This is a genomic window from Paraconexibacter antarcticus (genome assembly GCF_024220175.1).
Lineage (GTDB): Bacteria > Actinomycetota > Thermoleophilia > Solirubrobacterales > Solirubrobacteraceae > Paraconexibacter > Paraconexibacter antarcticus.
The window spans coordinates 4,970,439-4,993,446 of sequence record NZ_CP098502.1 but is presented as its reverse complement, the minus strand read 5'-3'; the positions used below and the strand labels follow the sequence as shown (position 1 = coordinate 4,993,446).

General features: G+C 75.2%; 19 protein-coding genes and 1 pseudogene. 11 read left to right on the top strand and 9 right to left on the bottom strand.

The genetic code is table 11. The annotated features are described in order from the left end of the window. Positions 1-8: 8 nt before the first annotated feature. Positions 9-1,421 carry a HAMP domain-containing sensor histidine kinase gene (locus NBH00_RS24455; RefSeq protein ID WP_254571177.1) on the bottom strand — a complete coding sequence of 471 codons (1,413 nt, stop codon included), beginning with the start codon at positions 1,419-1,421 and terminating at the stop codon, positions 9-11. Positions 1,422-1,429: 8 nt separating this feature from the next. Then, positions 1,430-2,116 carry a response regulator transcription factor gene (locus tag NBH00_RS24450; protein WP_254571176.1) on the bottom strand — a complete coding sequence of 229 codons (687 nt, stop codon included), beginning with the start codon at positions 2,114-2,116 and terminating at the stop codon, positions 1,430-1,432. Positions 2,117-2,258: 142 nt separating this feature from the next. Here NBH00_RS24450 and NBH00_RS24445 point away from each other — a divergent pair, with 142 nt between their 5' ends. Further along, on the top strand, positions 2,259-3,101 hold the full coding sequence (locus NBH00_RS24445; protein WP_254571175.1) for a glycosyltransferase family 2 protein: 843 nt from the start codon (positions 2,259-2,261) through the stop codon (positions 3,099-3,101). Between the two features lie 2 nt (positions 3,102-3,103). Further along, positions 3,104-5,101, top strand: a complete 1,998-nt coding sequence (locus NBH00_RS24440; RefSeq protein ID WP_254571174.1) for an ArnT family glycosyltransferase — start codon at positions 3,104-3,106, stop codon at positions 5,099-5,101. A gap of 223 nt (positions 5,102-5,324) precedes the next feature. Here NBH00_RS24440 and NBH00_RS24435 read toward each other — a convergent pair. The 3 genes and pseudogenes from NBH00_RS24435 to NBH00_RS24425 form a co-directional block, all read right to left on the bottom strand. Then, a pseudogene (locus NBH00_RS24435) lies at positions 5,325-5,813 on the bottom strand (CE1 family esterase); the annotation flags it as partial. A gap of 35 nt (positions 5,814-5,848) precedes the next feature. After that, positions 5,849-6,265 carry a GtrA family protein gene (locus NBH00_RS24430; protein WP_254571173.1) on the bottom strand — a complete coding sequence of 139 codons (417 nt, stop codon included), beginning with the start codon at positions 6,263-6,265 and terminating at the stop codon, positions 5,849-5,851. Then, complete coding sequence (locus NBH00_RS24425; RefSeq protein WP_254571172.1) at positions 6,262-7,767, bottom strand: MptA/MptB family glycosyltransferase; 1,506 nt, start codon at positions 7,765-7,767, stop codon at positions 6,262-6,264. Before NBH00_RS24425 ends, NBH00_RS24430 begins: the two co-directional genes overlap by 4 nt. A 278-nt stretch (positions 7,768-8,045) precedes the next feature. On the opposite strand from NBH00_RS24425, the gene NBH00_RS24420 reads away from it, so the two are divergent. Then, the gene (locus tag NBH00_RS24420; protein ID WP_254571171.1) at positions 8,046-9,110 is read left to right on the top strand and encodes a hypothetical protein; all 1,065 of its coding nucleotides are present in this window, start codon (positions 8,046-8,048) and stop codon (positions 9,108-9,110) included. Positions 9,111-9,200: 90 nt separating this feature from the next. On the opposite strand, the gene NBH00_RS24415 is transcribed toward NBH00_RS24420, so the two are convergent. Next, positions 9,201-10,520, bottom strand: a complete 1,320-nt coding sequence (locus tag NBH00_RS24415; RefSeq protein WP_254571170.1) for a class II fumarate hydratase — start codon at positions 10,518-10,520, stop codon at positions 9,201-9,203. Between the two features lie 94 nt (positions 10,521-10,614). On the opposite strand from NBH00_RS24415, the gene NBH00_RS24410 reads away from it, so the two are divergent. Together NBH00_RS24410 and NBH00_RS24405 are read left to right on the top strand one after the other, a co-directional pair. Beyond that, positions 10,615-11,709, top strand: a complete 1,095-nt coding sequence (locus NBH00_RS24410; protein ID WP_254571169.1) for a serine protease — start codon at positions 10,615-10,617, stop codon at positions 11,707-11,709. A gap of 13 nt (positions 11,710-11,722) precedes the next feature. Then, a complete protein-coding gene (locus NBH00_RS24405; protein WP_254571168.1) occupies positions 11,723-12,874 on the top strand; it encodes a pyridoxal phosphate-dependent aminotransferase in 1,152 nt (383 codons plus the stop codon). 95 nt (positions 12,875-12,969) lie between these two features. Here NBH00_RS24405 and NBH00_RS24400 read toward each other — a convergent pair whose 3' ends face one another. Continuing rightward, on the bottom strand, positions 12,970-13,434 hold the full coding sequence (locus NBH00_RS24400) for a hypothetical protein (RefSeq protein WP_254571167.1): 465 nt from the start codon (positions 13,432-13,434) through the stop codon (positions 12,970-12,972). Positions 13,435-13,528: 94 nt separating this feature from the next. Here NBH00_RS24400 and NBH00_RS24395 point away from each other — a divergent pair, with 94 nt between their 5' ends. After that, a complete protein-coding gene (locus tag NBH00_RS24395) occupies positions 13,529-14,842 on the top strand; it encodes an MATE family efflux transporter (protein WP_254571166.1) in 1,314 nt (437 codons plus the stop codon). A 98-nt stretch (positions 14,843-14,940) separates the two neighbouring features. Beyond that, positions 14,941-15,144 (top strand): MerR family transcriptional regulator, encoded by a 204-nt coding sequence (locus NBH00_RS24390; protein WP_254571165.1) that lies wholly within the window; start codon positions 14,941-14,943, stop codon positions 15,142-15,144. A gap of 70 nt (positions 15,145-15,214) precedes the next feature. Here the strand turns inward: NBH00_RS24390 and NBH00_RS24385 are convergent, their stop codons facing one another. Continuing rightward, complete coding sequence (locus tag NBH00_RS24385) at positions 15,215-15,736, bottom strand: methyltransferase family protein (RefSeq protein WP_254571164.1); 522 nt, start codon at positions 15,734-15,736, stop codon at positions 15,215-15,217. After that, positions 15,736-17,067, bottom strand: coding sequence for an HD-GYP domain-containing protein (locus NBH00_RS24380; RefSeq protein ID WP_254571163.1), 1,332 nt, complete (start codon positions 17,065-17,067; stop codon positions 15,736-15,738). The genes NBH00_RS24385 and NBH00_RS24380 overlap by 1 nt, the downstream gene beginning before the upstream one ends. 193 nt (positions 17,068-17,260) lie before the next feature. Here NBH00_RS24380 and NBH00_RS24375 point away from each other — a divergent pair, with 193 nt between their 5' ends. The 4 genes from NBH00_RS24375 (at position 17,261) to ileS (ending at position 22,850) form a co-directional block, all read left to right on the top strand. Then, positions 17,261-18,175: a MerR family DNA-binding transcriptional regulator gene (locus tag NBH00_RS24375; protein ID WP_302182669.1), complete on the top strand. Its 915-nt coding sequence runs from the start codon at positions 17,261-17,263 to the stop codon at positions 18,173-18,175. Beyond that, complete coding sequence (locus NBH00_RS24370) at positions 18,172-18,660, top strand: PAS domain-containing protein (protein ID WP_254571161.1); 489 nt, start codon at positions 18,172-18,174, stop codon at positions 18,658-18,660. Before NBH00_RS24375 ends, NBH00_RS24370 begins: the two co-directional genes overlap by 4 nt. A 77-nt stretch (positions 18,661-18,737) precedes the next feature. Further along, positions 18,738-19,643: a MerR family transcriptional regulator gene (locus NBH00_RS24365; protein ID WP_254571160.1), complete on the top strand. Its 906-nt coding sequence runs from the start codon at positions 18,738-18,740 to the stop codon at positions 19,641-19,643. 87 nt (positions 19,644-19,730) lie between these two features. Beyond that, positions 19,731-22,850 carry an isoleucine--tRNA ligase gene (gene ileS, locus NBH00_RS24360; RefSeq protein ID WP_254571159.1) on the top strand — a complete coding sequence of 1,040 codons (3,120 nt, stop codon included), beginning with the start codon at positions 19,731-19,733 and terminating at the stop codon, positions 22,848-22,850. Positions 22,851-23,008: the final 158 nt, after the last annotated feature.

Below are 23,008 nucleotides of genomic sequence, written 5' to 3'. Positions count from 1 at the left end.
CGCCGTCCTCACCCCTCCGGCGACCACCCCGGCAGCCGCAGCTCGAACCGGGCGCCGCGCGGGGCCTCCGGCGCGCTGAGCGTGCCGCCCATGCGCTCGGCGAGGCCGCGCGCGATCGGCAGGCCGAGGCCGAACCCGGGGCTCGCGTGGCCCGCCTCGCCGCGACGGAAGCGCTCGAAGACGTGGTCGCGGTCCTCGACGGTGAGGCCGGGCCCCTCGTCGGTGACGACGACGAGCGCGTCGCCGCCGTCGCGCGCCACGTCGAGGCGGACCGTCCCCGCCCCGTAGGCGCGCGCGTTGTCGAGCAGCACGTGGAGGATGCGGCGGACGGCGGCCGGGTCGGCGCGGGCGTGGACCGGCGCCGCGCCCGTCACCTCGAGCGTGCGCCCCGCGGCGCCCAGCGCCTCCGTCGCGTCGTCGCGCACCATCGCCACGCACTCGACGAGCTCGAGCGGGTCCGCGCTCAGCGGCGCCTCGCCGTCCACGCGGCTGAGGTCGAGCAGGTCGGTCGCCAGGCCGGTGAGGCGGTGCGTCTGGCGCAGGGCGGACGCCGCCCGCGCGTGCAGCACCGCGGGGTCCACGGGCGCGGCCCGCTGCACGTCCTCGTCCATGAGCTCGAGCGTCGCCTGGAGCGTCGCGAGCGGCGTGCGCAGCTCGTGCGAGGCGGTCGCGAGGAAGGCCTGCCGCGCCTCCTCCTCGGCGACGAGGCGCGACCGCATCGCCTCGAGCGCCCCGGCGACCTCGCCCACCTCGTCCGGCGGCCCGACCTCGATGCGGTGCCGCAGCCCCTCGCTCCCCAGCGCGCGGGCGTCCTCCCGCAGGCGCCGCAGCCGCACGAGCAGCGAGCGGGACAGCGCGAGCGCGACGAGCAGCGCGACGGCGAGGCCGACGGCGAGCGCCAGCGGGAGCGCGCGCCGGACGGTGTCGGCGGCCGCCCGCGTGTCGTCGAGCGGCTTGCGCATGACGAGGATGAGCCGGTCGCCGCCGGGACGCTGCACGCCGCTGATGAGGATCGCCTCGCCGTCGCGGACCCCCTCGCGGACGTCGGTCACCCGCGGCAGGTGCATGTCGCGGACCTGTTGCAGCTCGTCGACCGGGGCGGGATGGTGGCCCTCGGGCGCGGTCACGACGATCGGGGTGCCGTCGGGGAGGAAGAGCGCGACGTGCCCGCCCGTCCGCCGCTGCAGGTCCAGGACGACGCGCCGCGCGCCCGCGGTCCCGCGCTCGAAGACGTTCTCCGGGAGGCCGCGGATCGCGAAGCGGGCGGTCCGGGCGACGACGCGCAGCTCGTTGAGCCGGTCGCGCTCGAGCCGGTGGTCGAGCGACGGGACGAGCGTCGCGAACGACGCGCCGAGCGTGACGAGGCTCGTCGCCAGCAGCGCCAGGACGAGGCGCATCCGCAGGCCGACGGGCCGGGACATCGGTCCGCTCAGACCCCGAGGCGGTAGCCCGCCCCGCGCACGGTGGCGATGACGCCGGGGTCGCCGCCGGCGGCGGCGACCTTCTCACGCAGGTGGTGCACGTGGACGTCGACCGCGCGCGGGTCGCGGTAGGCGTCGTCCCCGAAGATCGCGTGGACGAGCTCCCAGCGCGTGCGGACGTTCCCGCCCGCGGCGAGCAGCGCCTCCAGGACGGCGAACTCCGACGGGGTGAGACCGAGGACGGCGCCGCCCACCCGGGCGACGCGGGCGCCGGGATCGAGCTCGAGGTCCCCCGCCCGCAGGACGCTCGCGGGCTCGGCCCCGGTCCGCAGGCGGCGGACGGCGGCGCGGACGCGGCTGCGCAGCTCGGCGAGCCCGACGGGCTTCGTGAGGTAGTCGTCGGCGCCGGCCTCGAGCGCGAGGACGATGTCCGCCTCGGCGTCGCGGGCGGTCAGCATCATCACGTAGAGCTCGGTGTCGACCGTCCGCACGCGACGGCAGACCTCCACGCCGTCCAGGCCGCTGCCGAGCGCGACGTCGAGGATGAGCAGATCCGGCGGCGCCTCCGCGAGCGCCTCGAGGGCACCCGCGGCGTCGGGGACCCCGGCGACGTCGTGGCCGTCCGCGCCGAGCCCGTCCGCCATCACCGTCCGCAGGTCGTCGTCGTCTTCCACGAGCAGGATCCGGACGGCCATCGCACCGCCCAGCGTAGCGGCGGCCACGGGTCGCCAACGCCATCCCAACAAAGCGCGAGCGGCGGCCCAACGACGGGTTGCGGGGCGGCTCAGGGCCCGAGAGCACCGTGACAGGCCCACCGTCGAGAAAGGCCCGCCCGAGATGCCCGCGCTCACCCCCGTCCTGACTGCCGCGAGGACCGCCCCGCCCGTCCGCGCCGCGGTGCCGGCCGACCTCCGGCTGCCCGGCCTGACGATCGTCCTTCCCTGCTACGACGAGGAGGCGAACGTCGCGGCGGCGGTCGCCGAGGCGCTCGCCGCCGGCGCCCGCTGCGCCTGCGCGACAGAGGTCGTCGTCGTGGACGACGGGTCGCGGGACGGGACGCGCGGCATCGCCGAGCTCCTCGCCGTGGGGGATCCGCGGGTCCGCGTCGTCGCCCACGAGCAGAACCGCGGGTACGGCGCTGCCGTCCGCAGCGGCATCACCGCCTCGCGGATGCCGTGGGTCCTCCTCACCGACGCCGACCTGCAGTTCGACCTGCAGGAGCTCGAGCTCATGCTGACGGACGCGGCGACGCACGACCTCGTCGCCGGCTTCCGCATCGACCGCCAGGACCCGCTGCATCGCCGGCTCGCGGCGGAGGCGTGGAACCGCCTCATGCGCCGGACGTTCGGCGTCGCGGTGCGCGACGTGGACTGCGCCTTCAAGCTCGTCCGCGGCGACGCCGTCCGGGCGCTCGACCTCCGCAGCGAGGGCGCGATGATCTCGACGGAGCTGTACGCGTGCGCCGAGCGCGCGGGCTTGCGCATCACCGAGGTCGGCGTGCACCACCGCCCGCGGACCGCGGGCGAGCCGACCGGCGGCAACGCCGGCGTCATCCTCCGCGCCTTCCGTGAGCGCCGCGCGCTCGCGCGGGAGCTCGCGCCCGCACGCCCTGCCGCTCCTGCCGCTCCCGGCGCGCCCGTCGCCGTGACGGCCACCCCTGCGCGCGGCGCCGGGTCCTGAGCGTGCCGGTCGCGCCGCCACCGCGGCCCCCGGGAGAACCCGTCCCCGCCCCGGCGCTCGTCGCGGCCGGCGGGCACGTGGCCGTCCTCTCGCCGCCGGGCCCGGCGCCGCGCGTCCCCGCCTGGGTGTCCCCGGGCCTCATCGTCCTGCTCGCGGCCGTGCTGCGCCTCGTCGGCCTCGGCGCGATGCGCGACGACCCGTTCTACGACGCGGCCGTCCGCTCGATGGGCGGGTCGTGGCACGCGTTCATCACCGGCGCGATCGACCCGTCCGCCGCGGTCGCCGTCGACAAGCCCCCGGTCGACCTGTGGCTGCAGGTCGCGTCGACGAAGCTCCTCGGCTTCGGGACGCTCGGCCTGCACCTCCCCGAGGCGATCGGCGGGACGCTCGCCGTCCTCGCGCTCTACGACCTGCTGCACACCCTCTTCGGCCGCCGCGCCGCGCTCGCCGGCGCGCTCGCCCTCGCGGTCATGCCGATCCCGGTCATCACCTCGCGCAGCGACACGATGGACTCGGTCATGGCGGCGCTCGTCGTGACCGCCGCCGCCCTCACCGCCCGCGCGGCCCGCCGCGACCGGCCGGCGCTGCTGCTCGCCGCGGGCGCGATCCTCGGCCTCGCCTTCGAGGTGAAGCTCTTCGAGGGGCTCATCGCCGCGCCGGCGCTCGTCCTCCTCTGGTGGCTCGGCAGCGCGCTCCCGCGCCCCCGCCGCGCCGCGGCGCTCGCCGGCGCCGCCGTCACCTTCACGGTCGTCGCGCTCGCCTGGCTCGCCGTCCTGCCCGTGCTCGGGGGCGCCCACCGGCCGTGGGCCTTCGGGTCGACGAACGGCTCGGCCTGGAACGCGACCTTCGTCTACGACGGGCTGCACCGCGTGACGGGCTTCCCGCCGACGCCGCGCCCCGTCATCCCCGGCGCGAACCGGCCGCCGACGGCGCACCAGCGCGTCGCCCGCGCCCGCGCCCTCGCGCAGCTGCGGCGCCGCCACCTCGCGAACCTCGCCCAGGCCCCCGCCCCGCCGAGCCCGTGGCGCCTCTTCGCGCCGCGGGACCACGTCGGCCTGCGTGCCGGGGTGCCGATCGGGCTCGCGCTCCTCGCTCTGCTCGCGGCGGCGCTCGCGGGCGCGGGCCGTGGCCTCGACCGCCTCCAGCGCGCGGGCGCGGTCGCGCTCACCGGCTGGCTCGGGACGGGCCTCGTCCTGTTCAGCGTCCAGAAGTCGCTCAAGCCGCGGTATCTCGAGGCCGTCGACCCGGCGGTCGCCGCCGTCTTCGGGGCGGGCCTTGCGCTGGCCGTGAGCGCGTTCGTCGTCCGCCGGGCGCGCCGCCGCGCCGGTGGCCTGTCCGCCGCCCGGCTGACCGCGATCGTCGCCGGGCTCGCGCTCGTCGTCCCCGCCGCCGCGAGCGTCGCGGCCGTCGCGTCCCGGGCCGAGGACGCCGGCGCCCCCGGGGCGATCACCGGCCCGCGCTTCTCGCTGCTCGTCCGCTACCTCGACGCCCACCGGCGGGGTGCGCGGTACCAGGCGGCCACGATCACGGTCGGCGCCGCGGCGTCGCTCATCTCGCACGACGGCCGGCCGGTGCTCGTGCTCGCCGCGAACGACGCGCGCCCGCTCGTCACCGTGCCCCAGCTGCGGCGGGACATCGTGACGCACCGGGTCCGGATCGTCCTGCTCGGCGCGCCGTGCGCGGTCTTCACGCCGGACGTGTTCACCGGCTGCTCGCCGCTGGCGCGCTGGGTGCGCGCCCACGGCGTCGACGTCAGCCGGGCGGCCGGCCAGCCCTACACGAGCTTCGTCTACGCCTTCCCCCACGGCGTCGGGTCACGGACGCGCTCGCAGGCGTTCAGGCACGGAAGCGGGAGAGGAACTCCCACGTCCGTGCCGTCGTCGAGAAGCCCCGGTGCCCATCGACGTCATCCTCACCCGGCCAGCCGTGCTCGGCATCGGCGATCCGGTCGTGTTCGACGGCGGTCCCGGCGCGGCACGGCTCCCAGTGCAGCTCGGTGATCCCGGCGCGCGGTGAGGACCGGACGGCGGCGGGCCCGCACGCGTCCAGCCGGCGCCACTGCGCGAGGAACCGCGAGACCGCGCCGGACGCGTCGGCGCCCTTCCCGCGGTACGGGACGACGTCGTCGCCGGTGCCGTGGATCTCGAGGATCGGGACCGGCCGCGACGGGTGGCAGTCGGGCAGGCTGCCGTAGCCTCCGGCGACCGGCGCCGCCGCGGCGATGAGGTCGGCGGCGTCGCACGCCAGGCGCGCCGACATGCCGCCCCCGTTGGAGACGCCGGTGGCCGTCACGCGTGACCGGTCGGCGCACGTGGCGGCGACGACGGCCCCGATGACCGTGCGCAGGTAGGCGACGTCGTCGGGCTTGCCCGCGGCCGTCCCGGAGATGTTCCACGACGGCCGCGCGCCGGTCGCCGTCGGGTAGGCGACGAGGAAGCCCCGGCGGTCGGCCAGGTGCGAGTAGCCGGTGTACTGCGCGAAGTCCCTGGCGGTCTGGGCGGCGCCCGGGAGGCCGAGCACGAGCGGTGCGCCCGCCTTCGCGCCGGGCGGGACGTGGACCACGACGGGCACCCGGCCGTCGATGGACGGGAGCCGCCAGGTGCCCGCCCGCGGCGCGGAGCAGGTCGCGGCGGTCGGCAGTCCGCGCGCGCTCGCCTGGTCGCGCGCCGTGGTGCGGCCCCCGAGGGTCGCAGCGACGACGAGGCCGGCCATCACCGCGAGCGAGAGGCCCGACAGGTGGGCCCGCTTCACGCGGACAGGGCGCGGTCCGGAGTCGGGCGCACCGGGAAGACGACGGTGCGCATGAGGCCGTAGGTGAGAACGGTCACCACGGGAAGGATGACGATCTCGGACGCGAGGTGCGCCAGGCCGAGGGCGTGGTGGGCGGCGAGGACGCCGAGCGCGCTCGCGGCGCTGCCCGCGCCCTGCACCGCGACGTAGCGCAGGCGGGCGCCGTCGTCCCCCTCGCGGCGGCGGTCGGCGAACGTCCAGCGGGCGTTCCAGTGGTACCCGTTGGCGGCGCCGGCCGCGAAGCCGAGCGCCGACGCGAGCCAGCCGGGGCAGCCGGCGTGGACGAGCAGCCCGTAGGCGACGAGCGTCACGGCGGTGTTCGTCGCGCCGACCTCGCAGAAGCGGACGAGCCGCATGACCTCCGCGCGGCTCACTTGACGAGCCTCTGGAACTCGAGGTGGTTCGCCTTCCCGGTCGCCAGCCGCGTCGGGAAGTAGCCGGCGCTGTGGAGGATGCCCGGCAGCGTCGAGAGCCCGCCGACCGTCAGCCAGCAGGTCGCGACGACGGCGAGCGGCGCGAGGGCCCGCGGCCGGGCGAGCGCGATGAACGGGAGCGCCCACACGAGGTACCAGGGCATGACCCACGACAGCGCGAGGACGGACGCGAAGAGGAGCAGGCCGAGGCCGCTGAGCGCCCGGCGCCGGTCGAGGCCGACCGCGACGGTGATCGCGCCCGCGACGAGCACGAGCGCCGCCTGGGCGGCCTGGCGCACCGCGTGGTCGGCGCCGCCGTGGCCGGCGGCGAGGCCGAGGAGGTTCGGGACGCTCAGCGGGCTGACGAGCGCGGACTGCGTGCCGACGTCCGGCAGCGCGCCGCCGTAGACGAGCAGGACGACGAGGCCCGTGAGCGCGCCGGCGGCCGCGGCCCCCGTCGCGGCCGCCAGGCGCCGGTCGGCGCCGAGGACGACGATGCCGAGCACGATCGCGAAGGACGGCTTGATGCCCGCGGCGAGGACCGCGAGGGCGCCGGCGGTCGGCGCGCACCAGGCGGGCGCGTCGGCGTCCCGGCCGCGCAGCAGGCACCACGCGGCGCCGAGCAGGCAGGCGACGGCGGGCATGTCCTGGTGCAGGCCGCCGACCTCGCCGATGAGCAGCAGCGGGCTCAGCCCGACAGCGGCGACGGCACGCTGGCGGCTCACGCCGAGGCGCCCTGCGAGCGCCGCGACGAGCGCGACGCAGCCGAGGCTCGACGCGGCCACGACGACCTTCCACGCCCAGAACCAGCCGTGGACGCCGAGCACGCCGAGCCCTTCGCTCGCGAGCGTGAAGAGCGGGCCGTACGGGCTCCTTAGGTGGTGCCAGTTCGCGAGCAGGTAGAGCGGGTCGCCGGCCGCCTGTCCTCCGAACGCGCGGTACGGGTTCAGGTGGTGCACCGAGGCCATCCGCCCGTAGAGGCCGTAGTTGAAGACGTCGGTGAGGGGGAGCGGCGGGCCGAGGAAGAGGACGGCGTGGACGAGGACGACGGCGCCCGCGACGACCCGGAGGGGCAGGCGGGCCGCGCCGATCCAGGCGACGAGCCACCCGACGCCGACGACGATGAGGACCTTCAGGAGGTCGCGGTGCAGCACGTGGGGCGCGAGGGCCGGATGAGTGTGGAGCCCGTGGAGCGGGCCGAGGATCCACGACACCGTCCCGCCCGCCGCGGCGCTCGCGGCGCCGCTCGCCGCACCGCCGGCGTCGGTCACGGTCGCGGGGCGGATCGACGGCGGTGAGAGCACCGACGGGCGCTGCGCCGCCGCGACGACGAGCCAGGTCGTCGGGACGATGACCGCGCCGAGGGCGAGGGCGGGCGGCACCGCGCGCAGCGACAGGGTGCGCGAGCGCTCGCGCGTCGCGCCCTGCGGGCGCACGGGATCCATCGTCAGGGCACTGGCCACGACACCACGGTGGCGGGCCTTCCGCACGCTCCGGACAACCGCGCGTTGGGCCTCTGTTGGGATCGGCTTCGGATGCGGTTGAACCGCCGCCGGGCCCGGAACTCGGCGCATCGCGTTGCGATCTTGGAGGCATGATGCGGTTGACGAAGGTGGTGGTGACGGGGGTCCTCGGACTCGGCCTCGTGGCGTGCGGGGGCACGTCGGGGCATCGCTCCGCGGCTGCGCTGGCGGAGCGCGTGCCGCCACCGCACGCGTCGCTCGCGGGAGGCTGCCGGGCGGTGGCCACGCACGAGCTGACCGATGTCGCCCGGCGGATCTATGGCCAGTCGGTCCACGGCCGCGGCGTCGCCACCGCCGTCAAGCGCCTGCACCGGATCACGGCGCTGGCGACGGCGCTCGAGACCGGCGACCGCGCGGCGGTGAAGGCCGTCTTCCTCCCGATCCGCCATCAGATCGTCCGCGTCGAGCTCTTCCACGCGCGCCGGCTCGTCTACTCCTACGGGCACGCGCCGACGTTCGCCCCGATCCGCGGCACGCTCACCGACGCGAGCGGGAAGGTCGCCGGACGCTACGTCCTCGCGGTCACCGACCAGAAGGCGTACGCCGGCCTGCTGCAGCGGCTCACCGGCGCGACGGTCGTCTTCCGCCACGGCGCGGGCCGCGCGAACCACCCCCGCGCCGGCACCCGGATCGTCACGATCCCCTCGCACGCCTACCCGACCGGTGCGCCGCTGAGCCTCGACGTCGCGATCCCGCAGCCGTCCCCGTCGCTCTGCGGCGCGACCCCGGCCGACACGCGGCTGAACACGATCGGCTACGTCGGGCGGCGCCTGCTCACCGCCGAGTCGACGAGCCGCGCGGTCATGCAGACGCTCCGCCACGTCGCCATGGACCCGGCCTTCCGCGCCGCGACCGCCGCCGGCGACCCGGTCGCCATCCGCCACGCGATCATCTTCGACTTCTTCCGCGACCACTCCATCCACGTCGTCCGCGTCCGCGTGACGCGGGGCACCAAGCTCGTCTACGACCTCGGCGGGCCGTTCGCGCTGCAGCCCGCGAGCAGCAGGGTCATGAGCCCCGACGGCCGGACGTCGGCGACCTTCTCGCTCGCGGTGCAGGACGACACCGGCTACATCAAGCTCATGCACCGCTTCACCGGCGCGGCGGTCCAGCTTGTCTCGCCGCTCGGCAAGGTGCCGGGCTCGACGCTCGAGCCGGGCCCCGACGTGATCCCGGACCACGGGCCCGTCACCTACCGGGGCAAGCGGTACCTCGCGGACTCCTTCGACGGCACCGCGTTCCCGAAGGGGACGCTGCGGGTGTCGCTGCTGGTGCCGGCGTAGGGAGGGCCTCCGCGGAGGTGAGTGGAATCCCGCTGCTGCTCTGCAGCACCAGGATTCCACCCACCGCTCCGGGCGGCCCTCCCGACGGGCCTACGCGGGCTGGTTGCCCGCCGCGATCTTCCGCAGGTCGATCGTCTTGTCGTACAGGCCTGAGTCGACACCCTCCTCGAGGGCGACGTCGCGCAGCGGGCGGCCGGACGCGGCGGCGGTCTTCACGAGGACCGTCGCCTTGTCGTAGCCGATGGCGCCGTTGAGCGCGGTCGCGACGGCGAGCGTGTTGCCGGCGGACGCGGCGCAGCCCGCCTTGTTCACGGTGATGCCGTCGACGCACTTCTCGGCGAACGCCTTGGACGTCGTCGAGAGCAGGTGGATCGACTGCAGGAGGTTGCGGGCGATGAGCGGGATGCGCACGTTGAGCTCGAACTGGCCCTGCATGCCGCCGATCGTGATCGCCGTGTCGTTGCCGATGACCTGCGCGCTGACCTGCAGGACGACCTCGGGGAGGACCGGGTTGACCTTGCCCGGCATGATCGATGAGCCCTTCTGCAGCTCGGGCAGGTAGATCTCGCCGATGCCCGCGCGCGGGCCGGAGCCCATGAGCGCGATGTCGTTCGCGATCTTCGTCAGCGAGACGGCGACGACCTTCAGCGCGCCGGACAGCTCGACGAGCGCGTCGCGGTTGGCCTGGGCCTCGAAGCGGTCGAGCGGCGGCGCGATCTGCTTGAGCTTGGACTCCTTCTTCAGCAGCGCGATGACCTTGCCCGCGAACTTCGGGTCGGTGTTCAGGCCGGTGCCGGTCGCGGTGCCGCCGAGCGGGATCTGGCCGACGTGCACGAGCGTCGCCTCGACGCGCTCGATCGCGAGCGAGAGCTGCGCCGCGTAGCCGCCGAACTCCTGGCCGAGGGTCACCGGGACGGCGTCCATGAGGTGCGTGCGGCCGGACTTCACGACGTCCTTGAACTTCACCGACTTCTTCGCGAAGGACTTCTGCAGCTGCCGCAGCGCGGGCAGCAGCTGGTTGACGGTGTTGTCGAGCGCGGCGAGGTGCACGGCGCTCGGGAAGACGTCGTTCGACGACTGGCCGTAGTTCACGTGGTCGTTCGGGTGCGCGCCCGCGAGCGACGCGAGGACCTCGTTCGTGTTCATGTTCGACGAGGTGCCCGAGCCGGTCTGGAAGACGTCGATCGGGAACTGGTCGTCGTAGGCGCCGGTGCTGACCTCGTCGGCGGCCGCGGCGATCTTCGCCGCGAGCTCCTTGTCGATGAGCCCGAGCTCGCCGTTCACCCGCGCGGCCGCACCCTTGATGCGGCCGAGCCAGTGGATCACCGCGATCGGCACGGTCTCGCCGCTGATCGGGAAGTTGTCGACGGCCTTCTGGGTCTCGCCGCTGTACAGGATCTTCTTGGGCATAGGAACCGACAGCCTGTCAGATCACCCCGGCCGAGGGGGGCCGCTCGCGTGACCGGCGCCGTCGCGCGCGGCCCGTCGTAGGGTGCGGATGGTCATGGGTCTTCGCCGCACCGTCCTGACCGTCACGGCCGCGCTCGTCGCGACCGCCACGACCGCCGCCCCGGCGGTCGCGATCGTCGGAGGGAAGGACACCGCCGCCGGCGCCTACCCGGCGGTCACCTACGTGTCGATCGGCGGGAGCGCGGTGTGCAGCGGGACGCTCGTCGCGCCGACGACCGTCCTCACCGCCGGGCACTGCGGCTCGCTCACCGGCGAGCTGCTCGCGACGCCGATCGGCTACCCGCCGTCGGCGATCCAGGTGACGATCGGCGCGGAGACCCCGGGCGGCCCCGGCGAGCGCATCCCGGTCGCCGCCGTCGTCATCCCGCCGAGCTACCTGAACACGCAGGGCTCGGACGTCACGCTGCTGCGGCTCGAGCACCCGGCGACGACGAAGCCCGTCGCCATCGCCGGGCGGGGCGAGGAGTCGCTCTGGGCGGCAGGGACGCCGGCGCTCATCGTCGGCTTCGGCGCGACGAAGGAGGGCGGCGCCCTCGCCCCGCACCTGCAGGAGGCGACGGTTCCGGTCGTCGCCGACGCGACGTGCGCGTCCGACTACCCCGGCGCGTTCGACGCGTCGACGCAGCTCTGCGCCGGCTACCCCCAGGGCGGCACCGACAGCTGCCAGGGGGATTCCGGCGGGCCGCTCTTCGGCCATCGTCCCGACGGCTCGCTCGTCGTCGTCGGCTCGACGAGCAACGGCGACGGCTGCGCCCGTGCGGGCAAGCCGGGCATCTACGCGCGCGTCGCCGACCGCGTGCTGCGGGAATGGATCCGCGGGGTGGACGGCGCCGCCGTCGACGCCGACGTGACGCCCCCGGCGCCGACCCCGGCGCCCGCGCCCCGCGTCACCTGCACGAGCCACCGCGTCGTCACCGTCACCGTCCGCAGGGCGTACCGGACGCGCCTGCGCTCGGGCGAGGTCCTCGTCGGCGGCCGGCGGATCGCGACGCTCCGCCGCGGCCGCCTGTCGGCGCGGGTGAGCCTCATCGGCCGGCCGAAGGGCGTCACGCGCGTGAAGCTCGTCCTGCGCCTGACGAACGGCCGGCGGGTCGTCGACACCCGGGCGTACCGGATCTGCGGGGGGTAGGTTCGGGGGCGCGATGCCCGCCGTCGACCGCCTCCCCGACCAGTTCTTCACCGCGATCCTCGCCCGGGTCGCCGCCGCCCGCGCGGACCCGGCCCTGCAGGCCGTCGTCGACCTCGGCCGCGGCAACCCCGATCTCCAGCCGCCCACGCACGCGATCGCGGCGCTCCAGGACGCGGCGGCGGGCGGCGGCCAGGCCGTCCACGGGTACCCGCCGTTCTCCGGGCTGCCCGCGCTGCGCGAGGCGATCGCCGCCCGCTACGCCGCCGACCACGGGGTGACGCTCGACCCGGAGACCGAGGTCGCGGTCATCCCCGGGACGAAGACGGGGATCATGCTCGTGACGCTGGCCGTGGCCGGGGGCGGCGACGCCGTCCTGCTGCCGGACCCGGGCTACCCCGACTACCTCAGCGCGCTCGCGCTCGCGGGGGCACGCCACGTCCCGCTGCCGCTCCGGGCGGCCGACGGCTTCCAGCCCGACTTCGCCGGACTCGCCGCCGAGCGCCCGGCCCTCGTCGTCCTGAACTACCCGTCGAACCCGACCGCCGCCGCCGAGCACCCGGGCACCTTCGAGGCGGCCGCCGCCTACGCGTCGGAGCGCGGCGCCGTCCTCCTCAACGACTTCGCCTACGGCGCCCTCGCCTTCGACGCGCCCGCGCGCAGCGTCCTCGCCGCACCGGGGGCCCGCGAGGTCGCCGTCGAGCTCTGGTCCGCGTCCAAGCTCTACGGCATGGCCGGCTGGCGCGTCGGGTTCGTCGTTGGGCGCGCGGACGTCGTGGCGCGGGTGCAGACGCTCGTCGACCACACGACGGCCGGCGTCTTCGCGGCCGTCCAGCACGGCCTCCACGCCGCGCTCACCGGGCCGCAGGACTCGGTCGTCGCCGCCCGCGACACGTACCGCCGCCGGCGCGACGGGCTCGTCGCCGCGCTCCGCGGGGCGGGGGTCGGCGCCGCGGACCTCGCGGCGCCGGAGGGGACGTTCTTCGCCTGGTGGCGCCTGCCCGCGGGCCTGGACGCGGCGACCCTCCTGCGCGAGCACCGCGTCGCCGTCGCCCCCGGTGAGGGGTTCGGCGCGGAGGGCGCGGGCTGGGCGCGCCTCTCCCTCGCGACCGACGACGCGACGCTCGCCGAGGGCGCGGCCCGGCTCGTCACCGCCCTCACGGCCTGACGGCAGCCGCGCGCAGGCGCTGTGAATGAAGATTCACGGGGCTGTGGGCCCACGGAACCTGCATTCACCTTCCGGAAGGTGGCGCCGCCGGCGCCTCAGCCGAGCTTCTCGCCCGCCGCGAGCCCGCGCTCGACCGCCGCGGCGACCCCCGGCGACTCCGTCTCCAGCCGGCCGCCGACGAGCTCGACGCGCCGTTGCAGCTCGGCCATGACGCCGTTCGTGTGCGCCGCGCCCTTCCGCGTCGCGCCGATGAGGTAGCCGAGGCCGGTCGCCGCCCCGGCGTCACCGCCCTCGCGCGCCCGCACGCGCAGGTCCTCCGCGACCGTGTGGAAGGCGAGGCCGACGCTCTGCAGGTCCGCGTCGCTCGTGCCGTTCGCGATGCAGTCGGCCAGCCGCGTCCCGTCGGGCAGCGTCACCGCGGCCGGCGCACGCCCCAGCGCCTTCACGATGACTGCGGTGTCGTCCGTGCACGCGGGCGAGATCGGGCCGCCGCCTCCGCTGCCGCAGCCCGCGAGCAGCACCACCGTGCCACCGAGCCAGGCCACCCACGCGCGCCGCATCGCCCGATCCTATGCCCGGTCGCGGCGCCGGTTCCACGCTCCGAGGACGCCTGGCGCCCCGGCGTCCCCGGCTTGCACCGGTCAAGCTGGGGTCGTGGCCGCCGCCCGGACGCACGACCGCGAGATCCTCCGGCTCGCGCTGCCCGCCCTCGGCGCGCTCGCCGCCGAGCCGCTCTACGTCCTCGCCGACACGGCGATCGTCGGCCACCTCGGCACGCGCCAGCTCGGCGCCCTCGCCCTGGCGGCGACGGCCCTCAGCGCGCTCGTCGCGCTCTGCAACTTCCTCGCCTACGGCACGACCGCGCAGGTCGCGCGGCTGCACGGCGCCGGTCAGCACGCGCGCGCCGCGCAGATCGCCGCGCAGGCGCTGTGGCTCGCCGTCGGCCTCGGCGTCGCCGTCGCGCTCGCCGTCCTCGCCCTCGCGCACCCGCTCATGCTCGCGCTCGGGGGCACGGGCGACGCCGCGCGGCTCGCCGAGCGCTACCTGCGGCTGAGCGCCGCCGGCCTGCCCTTCGCGCTCGTCGCGCTGAGCGGCCAGGGGTACCTCCGCGGCGTCGGCCGCCTCCGCGCCCCGCTCGTCGTCCTCATCGCCGCGAACCTCGTCAACGTTGCGCTCGAGCTCGTGCTCGTCTACGGCCTGGACCTCGGCCTCGACGGCTCCGCGCTCGGCACCGTCGTCGCGCAGGCGGGGATGGGCGCCGCGTTCGCGGTGCTGCTGCTGCGCGCCGGCGGGCCCGAGGTGTCGCGGCGGCCGCGGTGGGCGGACCTCCGCAGCCTCCTGCGCCTCGGCGGCGACCTGCTCGTCCGCACGGGGTCGCTCCTGCTCGCCTTCACCCTGGCGGGCGCCGTGGTCGCCCGGACGTCGACCGCGGCGCTGGCCGCGCACCAGATCGCGTTCCAGCTCTTCATCTTCCTCGCGCTCGTCCTCGACGCGATCGCGATCGCCGGGCAGATCATCGTCGGTCGGGCGCTCGGCGCGGGGGACGGGGCAGGCGCCGTCGCGGCCGCCCGCCGGATGCTCGGCTGGGCGCTCGCCGTCGGCTGCGGCTTCGGCGTGCTGCTCCTCGCGCTCACGAGCGTCCTGCCCCGCGCGTTCACCGGCGACCCGGCGGTCCTCGGCCAGGCCCGCGACCTCTGGCCGCTCTTCGCGCTCCTGCCGCCGGCCGGGGCCGTCGTCTTCGCGCTCGACGGGATCCTCATCGGCGCCGGGGACACCCGCTACCTCGCCCGCGCGATGGCGTTCAGCGCGGTGGTGGTCTTCGTCCCGCTCGCGCTCGCGAGCCTCGCCCTCGACGGCGGCGTCGTCGGGGTCTGGGTGGCGATCGACGTGCTGATGCTCGCCCGCCTCGCGACGACGGGCGCGCGCTTCCGCGGCGGCCGCTGGGCGGTCCTCGGGGCGACGGCCTGACCCGTCCAACCTGCAGCAGGCGTGTGGATCGACGCGCAAAGCTCCGCAAAGAGGCCGGCGCATCGACGCGCTCCCCGCCGCCGCCGTACAACCGGTCCATGGACAGCGCCATCCCCAAGACGACCCGCCTCGGCCTCACGACCTCCCAGGCGGCGCAGTACCTCGGGGTGAGCCTGTCGACCGTCCGCCGCTGGTCGGACCTCGGGCACCTCGTCGGCTACCGCACGCCGGGCGGGCAGCGCCGCTTCTCGATCGAGCAGCTCGACGCGTTCATGGCGTCCCTCGAGCAGACGCCGCACTAGACCGGCACCACCGGCCGCCGGCCCCCCCGCGCCGAGTGACAGCTGACGCAGCAGGGGTCTGCGTGAGCTGTCAGTCGACGGGCGTCGCGGGGGGTGACCACGGCCGCCGCCGCGGCCACCAGCCGGGCACCGCCGCGCGGTACTCGGCGTAGGCCGGCCCGAAGCGACGGGCGAGCGCCGGCTCCTCGATGCGCCGCGTGACGAGCGCGAGCGTCGCGACGTACGCCGCCGCGGCGACGAACAGCACCGGCCGGGCGAGCAGCAGTCCCTCCCCGACGACCACCGCCGCGGTCGCGACGTACATCGGGTTGCGGACCCAGCGGTAGGCCCCGCTCACGACGAGCGCCCCGGTCGGCGCCGCCGGCGTCGGGGACCCGCGTCCCTCGAGGACGAAGGCGACGAACGCGCGGACGACGACGAGCAGCCCGGCGCAGACGAGCAGCGCGCCGAGCACCGACCACGCCGGCTGCACGGGCAGGTCGTCGCCACGCGCGAAGCCGCCGGTGAGCAGCGCCGGGCCGGCCCCGGCCTCGAGCCCGGGGCCGAGGAGGAAGAACACCGCGCTCGCGAGCGCGGCAGCCCGGCGCCCCATCAGGTGCTCGCGGCCTCGCTCATGCGGCGCTGGATGTCGAGCTCGGCGTCGAAGTCCGCGTCGTCCGCGTGGCGGTAGGCGACGTCCCGGCCGGCGAGCACCGTCGCGAGCGCCTCGACGAAGCGCGGGTCGAACTGGCGCCCGGACGCCTCGCGCAGGGTGTTCAGCGCCTCGAACGAGTTCTTCGGCGTCCGGTACGTGTCCGGCGCGGTGAGCGTGTCGTAGACCTCGGCGACGGCGACGATCCGCGCGATCTCCGGGATGTCCTCGCCGGCGATGCGGTTCGGGTAGCCCCGCCCGTCCCAGCGCTCGTGGTGCGCGCCGACGATCTCGCCGACCGGCCCGTACACGGAGATGTCCTTCAGGAGGTCGGCGCCGATGGCGGGGTGGCGGCGGATCGCCCGCCAGTCCGCCTCGGTCAGCCCGTCGCCGTCGAGGACGCGGTCCGACAGCGCGAACTTCCCGATGTCGTGCAGCAGCCCGGCGGTGTGCGCGAGGTCCTGGTCGGCCTTCGACAGCCCCGCCGCCCGCGCGATGTCGCGGCTGAAGCGGGCGACGGCGGCGCAGTGGCGGGCGGAGCGCGGGTCGCGCATCTCGAGGGTCCGGATGAGGCCGCTGAGGACCCCCCAGCTGAGGTTCGCGTGCGCGGTCGCCCGCTCGCGCGCGACGACGAGCAGCTGCGTCATGTAGACGAACGCGCCGCCGAAGACGACGGCGACGAACACCGCCTCGACGCCGTACCGCCGGTAGACCCCGGCGAGCCCGATCGCGAACGCGGCCTGGAGGCCGAACGGGACGGCGATCGTGCGGGCGCGCCCGAGCGACCGGGTGAGCCGGACGCCGTCGAGCAGCCCGATGAGGCCGAACGCGACGACGATGTGGAGCCCGATGACCGCGAGCGTCGCCGCGACGGTCGCGGGGAGGAAGCCCAGCGGCCCGTCCAGGTGGTCGAAGAGCAGGCTGCCGACGACGACCGGGCCGGCCACGGCCGCGAGGTTGAGCAGCAGCGACGGGAGCCGGTAGCGGTCGAAGAGCCAGCCGGCGAGCGTCGCCGCCACGACGCCCGCGATCGCCGCGGCGCCGCCGGGGAAGAAGATCGCCAGGAGGTAGCACCAGTCCCAGCCCGTGACGACGAAGCGGCCCGGGAACCGGACGGCGAGGATCTCCGATGCGCACGCCGCCGCCAGCAGGATCGCTGCCACGGGCGGGAACGCATCCGCGGTGACGACGGCCCAGGCGACGGAGCCGAGGAGCAGCAGCGCCGAGATGGCGGACGCCAGGACGGGGCGTGGGACGGGGGAATCGCGCCGGGCGGGGGCGGGGGTGGACACCGGACGATGGATTCAACAGGATCTAGCGCGAGCCGATGGGCATGTTTTTGCTCCTATGTAAAGGTTCATTGAGGCGTGGGGAGACACCACTTTTGCGACCGGATGGCGTAGCCGAGAGGTTTTGCACAGAGTTTGCACAGGAACCATTGCAAAGTTGGGGGAATTCGTGGCGGTATGCTCGCCGCTCGATTTGATGGGAGGTCACGTGCGGACCCTGAAGACCTCTGAAGCGGCGCAGATGTTGAACGTGAGCCCCAACACGCTGCGCGCGTGGGAGCGACGGTTCGGCTACCCCAAGCCTGCGCGCACCGCGGGTCAGCACCGCATGTACACGTTCGGCGAGGTCGCCGCGCTCCGCGATGCCCTCAAGGAGGGGCTGTCGATCTCGTCGGCGGTCTCCCGCGCGCAGGAGTCGCTCCAGGCCGACACGCAGATGCTCACAGGGGCGCTCAACGCCTACGAGCTCACGCGCGCGGACGCCGCGATGGCCGCCGCGCTCGCGCTCCGCACCGTCGACCGCGCCGTCGAGGAGGTCCTCCTCCCGTCGCTCGTGGAGCTCGCGGGCCAGCACGGCGAGGATTCGGCGCCCTGGTCGTTCTCCGCGCAGTGGGCCCAGGACTGGCTGCGCCGAGCGCAGCGCATGACGCCCCCGCCGACCCGGCGCATGGGCATCCTCATCGGCGACGCCACGGGCGGCCGGATCGACCTGCAGGACCTGCACCTGCGGGCCCTGGAGCTCTTCCTCGCCCGCGCCGGCGCCCGCATCATCACGCTGCCGGTCAGCGGGGTCGCCGGGCTCGGCGAGGCCCTCGCCGCCTTCCGTCCCGACCTCGTCGTCGTCGCCGGCGGCTCGGAGTCCGACGAGCTCGTCGCACGGTGGGCCTACCGCGCCCGCGTCAGCGCGGGGACCCTGCCGGTCACCCTCTTCCACCGGTCCACCTCGCGGGTGAGGACGACCGGATCGCAGGCCCTCAGCATCTCGCCGTCGGCCGCCCATCGAGAAATCCTGGCGCTGCTCGACAGCGCCGCCCGCACGGAGGCACCCAGCTTGTCCACGGTCGATCTCTACGCCGCTCGCGAGGCGCTCCAGGAGCGCAACGCCTCATGAGTCCCCGTCCCGTCCTGCGTGTCGTCCCCACCCCGCACGAGGCGGCCCCCGAGGTCCGCTTCTGCGGGTACTGCGGGCACCGCCCCGCGCCGGAGGAGGACCACCGCATCTGCACCTCGTGCGACCTCGGCATGGTGCTCAGCGCCGCGGCCACGGTCGCGCCGCGTCATGACCAGCCGTCGCTCATCGTCGACCAGGCGCTCGGCATCTGCGCCGTCTCCCGCGCGGCCGAGGCGCTGCTCGGGGTCGACGAGCCCGACATCGTCGGGCGGTCCCTCGCCGAGCTGCTCGTCCCCGCCCAGGCCGAGGGCGTGAGCCTCGACACGCTCGTCGGCGGCGTCCTCGCCGCGGCCGGCGCGGCCGGCGGCGTCGAACGGGCGGTCGTCCGGCCGGCCGGCGAGTGGGGCATCCGCTACGTCGTGCGCATGGGCGCCTGCGGGCCGCCGCGGGCCGTCGTCCTCGTCCTCGACGACGACGAAGTCTGAAAGCTCGGCAAACCTCCCCATCTGCACGTACCGCTGCACAGGTTGCGGGACGGGGCAGCCGCGCCGATCATCCGCCCATGCCCGCCATCCGGACCAATGCCGCCGCGGCCATGCTCGGGGTCAGCCCGAACACGCTGCGCTCGTGGGAGCGCCGCTTCGGCTTCCCGGAGCCGCGGCGCACCGCCGGCGGGCACCGGCAGTTCGACCTCGCGGAGGTCGAGGCCCTGCGGAGCGCGTTCGAGGAGACGCACAACGTCTCGTCCGCCATCTCGATCGCCCGCGAGCGCGGCGCCGGCCCCGCGACCCCGGCCCGCCTGAAGTCCGCCTTCAACCGCTTCGACGACGGCGAGGCCGACCGCATCGTCGAGGAGTCGCTCACCGTCCGCTCGATGGAGCGCACCGTCGAGGAGGTCATGCTCCCGTCGGTCGCCGCCCTCGACGAGGACGGCCTCGGCGAGACCGCCGAGTTCGGCTTCGCCTGGCGCTGGACCGCCGGCTGGCTCGCCGCCCAGCAGCGCGTCGCGCCGCCCGCGAGCCGTCCCTCGAGCGTCCTGCTCTTCGACGCCTCGCGCCCGGTCGACATGGACGCGCTGCACGCGCAGGCGCTCGAGCTCGTCCTGCGCCGCAGCGGCCTGCGCACGCTGACGCTCACCGCGACGCTCGACCCGAACCGCCTGACGCACGCCCTCACGGCGCTCGACCCGCGGATCGTCGTCCTCACCGGCCGCCGCGCCTCGCTCGACGAGCTCGGCCGCCTCGTCTTCGCCGTCCGCCGCGCCTGCGGCGACCGCGTCACCGTCCTGGACTACCGCGGCGCGCTCAGCGCCCGCGGCGGCATCTCGGGGTCGACCGTCGCCTCGCTCGGCGACCAGCCGCTCGCCGCCCGCGAGCTCGTGCTCGCGCACGTCGACGGCCGCGCGGACACGCTCGGCCTCGGGGACGCGGAGTCCTCGGCGGCGCGCGGCGCCCGCCTCGCCGGCTGAGCGACGCCCCGCGCCGGACCACGCCGGACGCCGCCGCCGCCCCCGCGAGGGCCGCGGGCCCCGCACCTTGCGAGAATGGCGGCACCCATGTCCCAGGCCGTCGATCCCGCCCAGTCCTTTCCCGCGCTCGAGGAGGAGATCCTCCGGCGCTGGCGCGATCGCGACGTCTTCCGCCAGTCGATCGAGCGCCGGGCGGGCGCCGAGCCCTGGGTCTTCTACGAGGGGCCGCCGACGGCGAACGGCATGCCGGGTAGCCACCACGTGCTCGCGCGCGCCTTCAAGGACATCTACCCGCGCTTCCGCACGATGCGCGGCTACCGCGTCGAGCGCAAGGGCGGCTGGGACTGCCACGGCCTGCCGGTCGAGATCCAGGTCGAGAAGGAGCTCGGGCTCCACAACAAGAACGACATCGAGGCCTACGGGATCGAGGCGTTCAACCAGAAGTGCCGCGAGTCCGTCTTCACGTTCCTCGAGGAGTGGGACCGCCTCACCGAGCGGATCGGCTTCTGGGTCGATCTCGAGCACCCGTACCGCACGCTCGACGCGAGCTACGTCGAGTCCGTCTGGTGGGCGCTGAAGACGCTGAGCGAGAAGGACCTGCTGTTCGAGGGCCACAAGGTCGTCCCGTACTGCACGCGCTGCGGCACGGCGCTGAGCTCGCACGAGGTCGCGCAGGGCTACAAGGACGTCGTCGACCAGTCGGTCTACGTGAAGCTCCCGGTGACGACCGGCGCCGGCCCCGTCGTCGCGGGCGACCAGCTGCTCGTGTGGACGACGACGCCGTGGACGCTCCCGTCGAACGCCGCCGTCGCCGTCGCGCCGGAGCTCGAGTACGTCCGGGCGTCGGCGGCCGGGTCGGAGGAGGTCTGCGTCCTCGCGGCGGGGCTCGTCGAGCGCGTCCTCGGCGAGGGCGCCGTCGTCCACGAGACGTTCGCGGGCGAGACGTTCGAGGGCGCGCGCTACGACCCGCCCTTCCACTTCATCGCCTCGTCGGCGTGGGGCGAGCGCGCGCACTCGGTCCTCCCGGCCGACTTCGTCACGGCCGACGACGGCACCGGCATCGTCCACACCGCGATCGCCTTCGGCGAGGACGACTACCGCCTCGGGACGTCCGCCGGGCTCACCGTCGTGAACCCCGTCGGGCTCGACGGCCGCTACGACGAGCGCATCACCGACTACGCGGGCCGTCACGTGAAGGACGTGGACGGCGACATCGTCGACCGCCTGCGCGCCGACGGGCGGCTGCTGAAGGTCGACGCGTACGAGCACTCCTACCCGCACTGCTGGCGCTGCGGCACGCCGCTCATCTACTACGCGAAGCCGAGCTGGTTCGTCGGCACCTCCGGCCACCGGCAGCAGCTGCTCGACGCGAACGAGACGATCGGCTGGCACCCGGAGCACATCAAGCACGGGCGCTTCGGCAACTGGCTCGAGAACAACATCGACTGGGCGGTCTCGCGCGAGCGCTACTGGGGCACGCCGCTCCCGGTCTGGCGCAGCGAGGACGGCGCCGACATCCACGTCGTCGGGTCGCTCGCCGAGCTCGAGGAGCTCTCGGGCGTGAAGCTCGACGACCCCCACCGGCCGTTCGTCGACGACGTGACGTTCCCGCACCCGGTGACCGGCGCGACGCTGACGCGCGTCCCCGAGGTCATCGACGTGTGGTTTGACTCCGGCTGCATGCCGTTCGCGCAGCACCACGCGCCGATCGACCCCGCCGGGCAGGCGACGTTCGAGGACCAGTTCCCCGCCCAGTACATCTGCGAGGCGATCGACCAGACGCGCGGCTGGTTCTACTCGCTGCTCGCCGTGAACACGCTGCTCTTCGACCGCGCGCCGTACGAGAACGTCGTCTGCCTCGGGCACATCCGGGACGAGAACGACGAGAAGATGTCGAAGTCCAAGGGCAACATCGTCGAGCCGATGCCGGTCATCGACCAGTACGGCGCCGACGCCTTCCGCTGGTACTTCTTCACCTCCAAGCAGCCGTGGGACGGCTACCGCTTCTCGACCGACGCGATCGGCGAGGGCGTCCGGCTGTTCCTGCGCCAGCTGTGGAACACGTACGCGTTCCTGCAGCTCTACCGCGTCGAGGACGTCGAGGCGACGGAGACCGAGCTCGACCGCTGGGTCCTCTCGCGCCTGGCGGCGACGGTCGAGGAGGTCACCGAGCGGCTCGACGCGTTCGACGCGACGTTCGCCGGCCGGGCGATCGGCGCCTTCGTCGACGACCTCTCCAACTGGTACGTGCGCCGTTCGCGGCCGCGGTTCTTCGCGGGCGACCCCGGGGCGTTCGCGACCCTCCGCGAGTGCCTGGAGACGGTCTCCCGGCTCCTGGCGCCGTTCACCCCGTTCATCTCGGACGCGATCTTCTGCGGCCTGACCGAGGGGGACGCGGGCGCGCTGGACTCCGTCCACCTCGCCGACTGGCCGGTCGCCGGGCCGCGCGACCTCGCGCTCGAGGAGGACATGGCGATCGCGCGCGACGCGGTGCGCCTCGGGCTGAAGGCCCGCGGCATGTCGAAGATCAAGGTCCGCCAGCCGCTGGCCGAGGCGGTCATCGTCGCCACCGGGCGCGAGCGCGAGGCGATCGGCGCCCACGACGCGATGATCCGCGACGAGCTCAACGTGCGCGCGCTGCGGTTCATCGACTCCGCCGACGAGCTCGGCTCCTACGAGCTGAAGGCGAACTACCGCGCGCTCGGGCCGCGGTTCGGCAAGCACATGCCGGCCGCCGCGGCGGCGATCGCCGCGCTCGACGCGGGGCACGTCGCCGCCGCGATCCGCGAGGGTCGCACGTTCGGCGTCTTCGTCGACGGCCGCGAGCACGAGCTCGGCGCCGAGGACGTGAGCCTCGTCATGCAGCCGCTGGAGGGCTACGAGGTCGAGCGCGAGGGCAACCACGCCGTCGCCCTGGACCTCACGATCGACGAGGACCTGCGCCGCGAGGGCTGGGCCCGCGAGGTCGTCCGCGCCGTGCAGAACCTCCGCAAGGACTCGGGGCTCAACGTCGGTGACCGCATCACGCTCGCGCTCGAGGGCGACGAGGCGCTCGTCGCGGCGGCGACCGAATGGCAGGCGTGGATCGCCGGCGAGGTCCTCGCCACGGCGATGAGCTTCGACGGCGCGGGTGACGGCGCCGCCGCGGGCAGCACCGACGTGAGCATCGACGGCCTCCCCCTCCACCTGGCGATCCGCACCGCCTGAGGGGGCGGGGTCGGGCGGCTCGCCGCGGGCGCGGCGGGCGCGGGCGCGGCGGGCTGGCGCGGCGAACGCGGGCGCGGGCGCCGGCGCGGGCGGCTCGACCGAAGGTGAATGGAGATTCAGGGGGCCATGGACCCCCTGAACCTTCATTCACATCTCCG

Bases quoted from the DNA above. Each gene is read 5' to 3' on its own strand.
- NBH00_RS24455 (WP_254571177.1), bottom strand. From the start codon at position 1,421: ATGTCCCGGCCCGTCGGCCTGCGGATGCGCCTCGTCCTGGCGCTGCTG.
- NBH00_RS24450 (WP_254571176.1), bottom strand. From the start codon at position 2,116: ATGGCCGTCCGGATCCTGCTCGTGGAAGACGACGACGACCTGCGGACG.
- NBH00_RS24445 (WP_254571175.1), top strand. From the start codon at position 2,259: ATGCCCGCGCTCACCCCCGTCCTGACTGCCGCGAGGACCGCCCCGCCC.
- NBH00_RS24415 (WP_254571170.1), bottom strand. From the start codon at position 10,520: ATGCCCAAGAAGATCCTGTACAGCGGCGAGACCCAGAAGGCCGTCGAC.
- NBH00_RS24410 (WP_254571169.1), top strand. From the start codon at position 10,615: ATGGGTCTTCGCCGCACCGTCCTGACCGTCACGGCCGCGCTCGTCGCG.
- NBH00_RS24405 (WP_254571168.1), top strand. From the start codon at position 11,723: ATGCCCGCCGTCGACCGCCTCCCCGACCAGTTCTTCACCGCGATCCTC.
- NBH00_RS24400 (WP_254571167.1), bottom strand. From the start codon at position 13,434: ATGCGGCGCGCGTGGGTGGCCTGGCTCGGTGGCACGGTGGTGCTGCTC.
- NBH00_RS24390 (WP_254571165.1), top strand. From the start codon at position 14,941: ATGGACAGCGCCATCCCCAAGACGACCCGCCTCGGCCTCACGACCTCC.
- NBH00_RS24385 (WP_254571164.1), bottom strand. From the start codon at position 15,736: ATGGGGCGCCGGGCTGCCGCGCTCGCGAGCGCGGTGTTCTTCCTCCTC.
- NBH00_RS24375 (WP_302182669.1), top strand. From the start codon at position 17,261: ATGGGAGGTCACGTGCGGACCCTGAAGACCTCTGAAGCGGCGCAGATG.
- NBH00_RS24370 (WP_254571161.1), top strand. From the start codon at position 18,172: ATGAGTCCCCGTCCCGTCCTGCGTGTCGTCCCCACCCCGCACGAGGCG.
- NBH00_RS24365 (WP_254571160.1), top strand. From the start codon at position 18,738: ATGCCCGCCATCCGGACCAATGCCGCCGCGGCCATGCTCGGGGTCAGC.
- ileS (WP_254571159.1), top strand. From the start codon at position 19,731: ATGTCCCAGGCCGTCGATCCCGCCCAGTCCTTTCCCGCGCTCGAGGAG.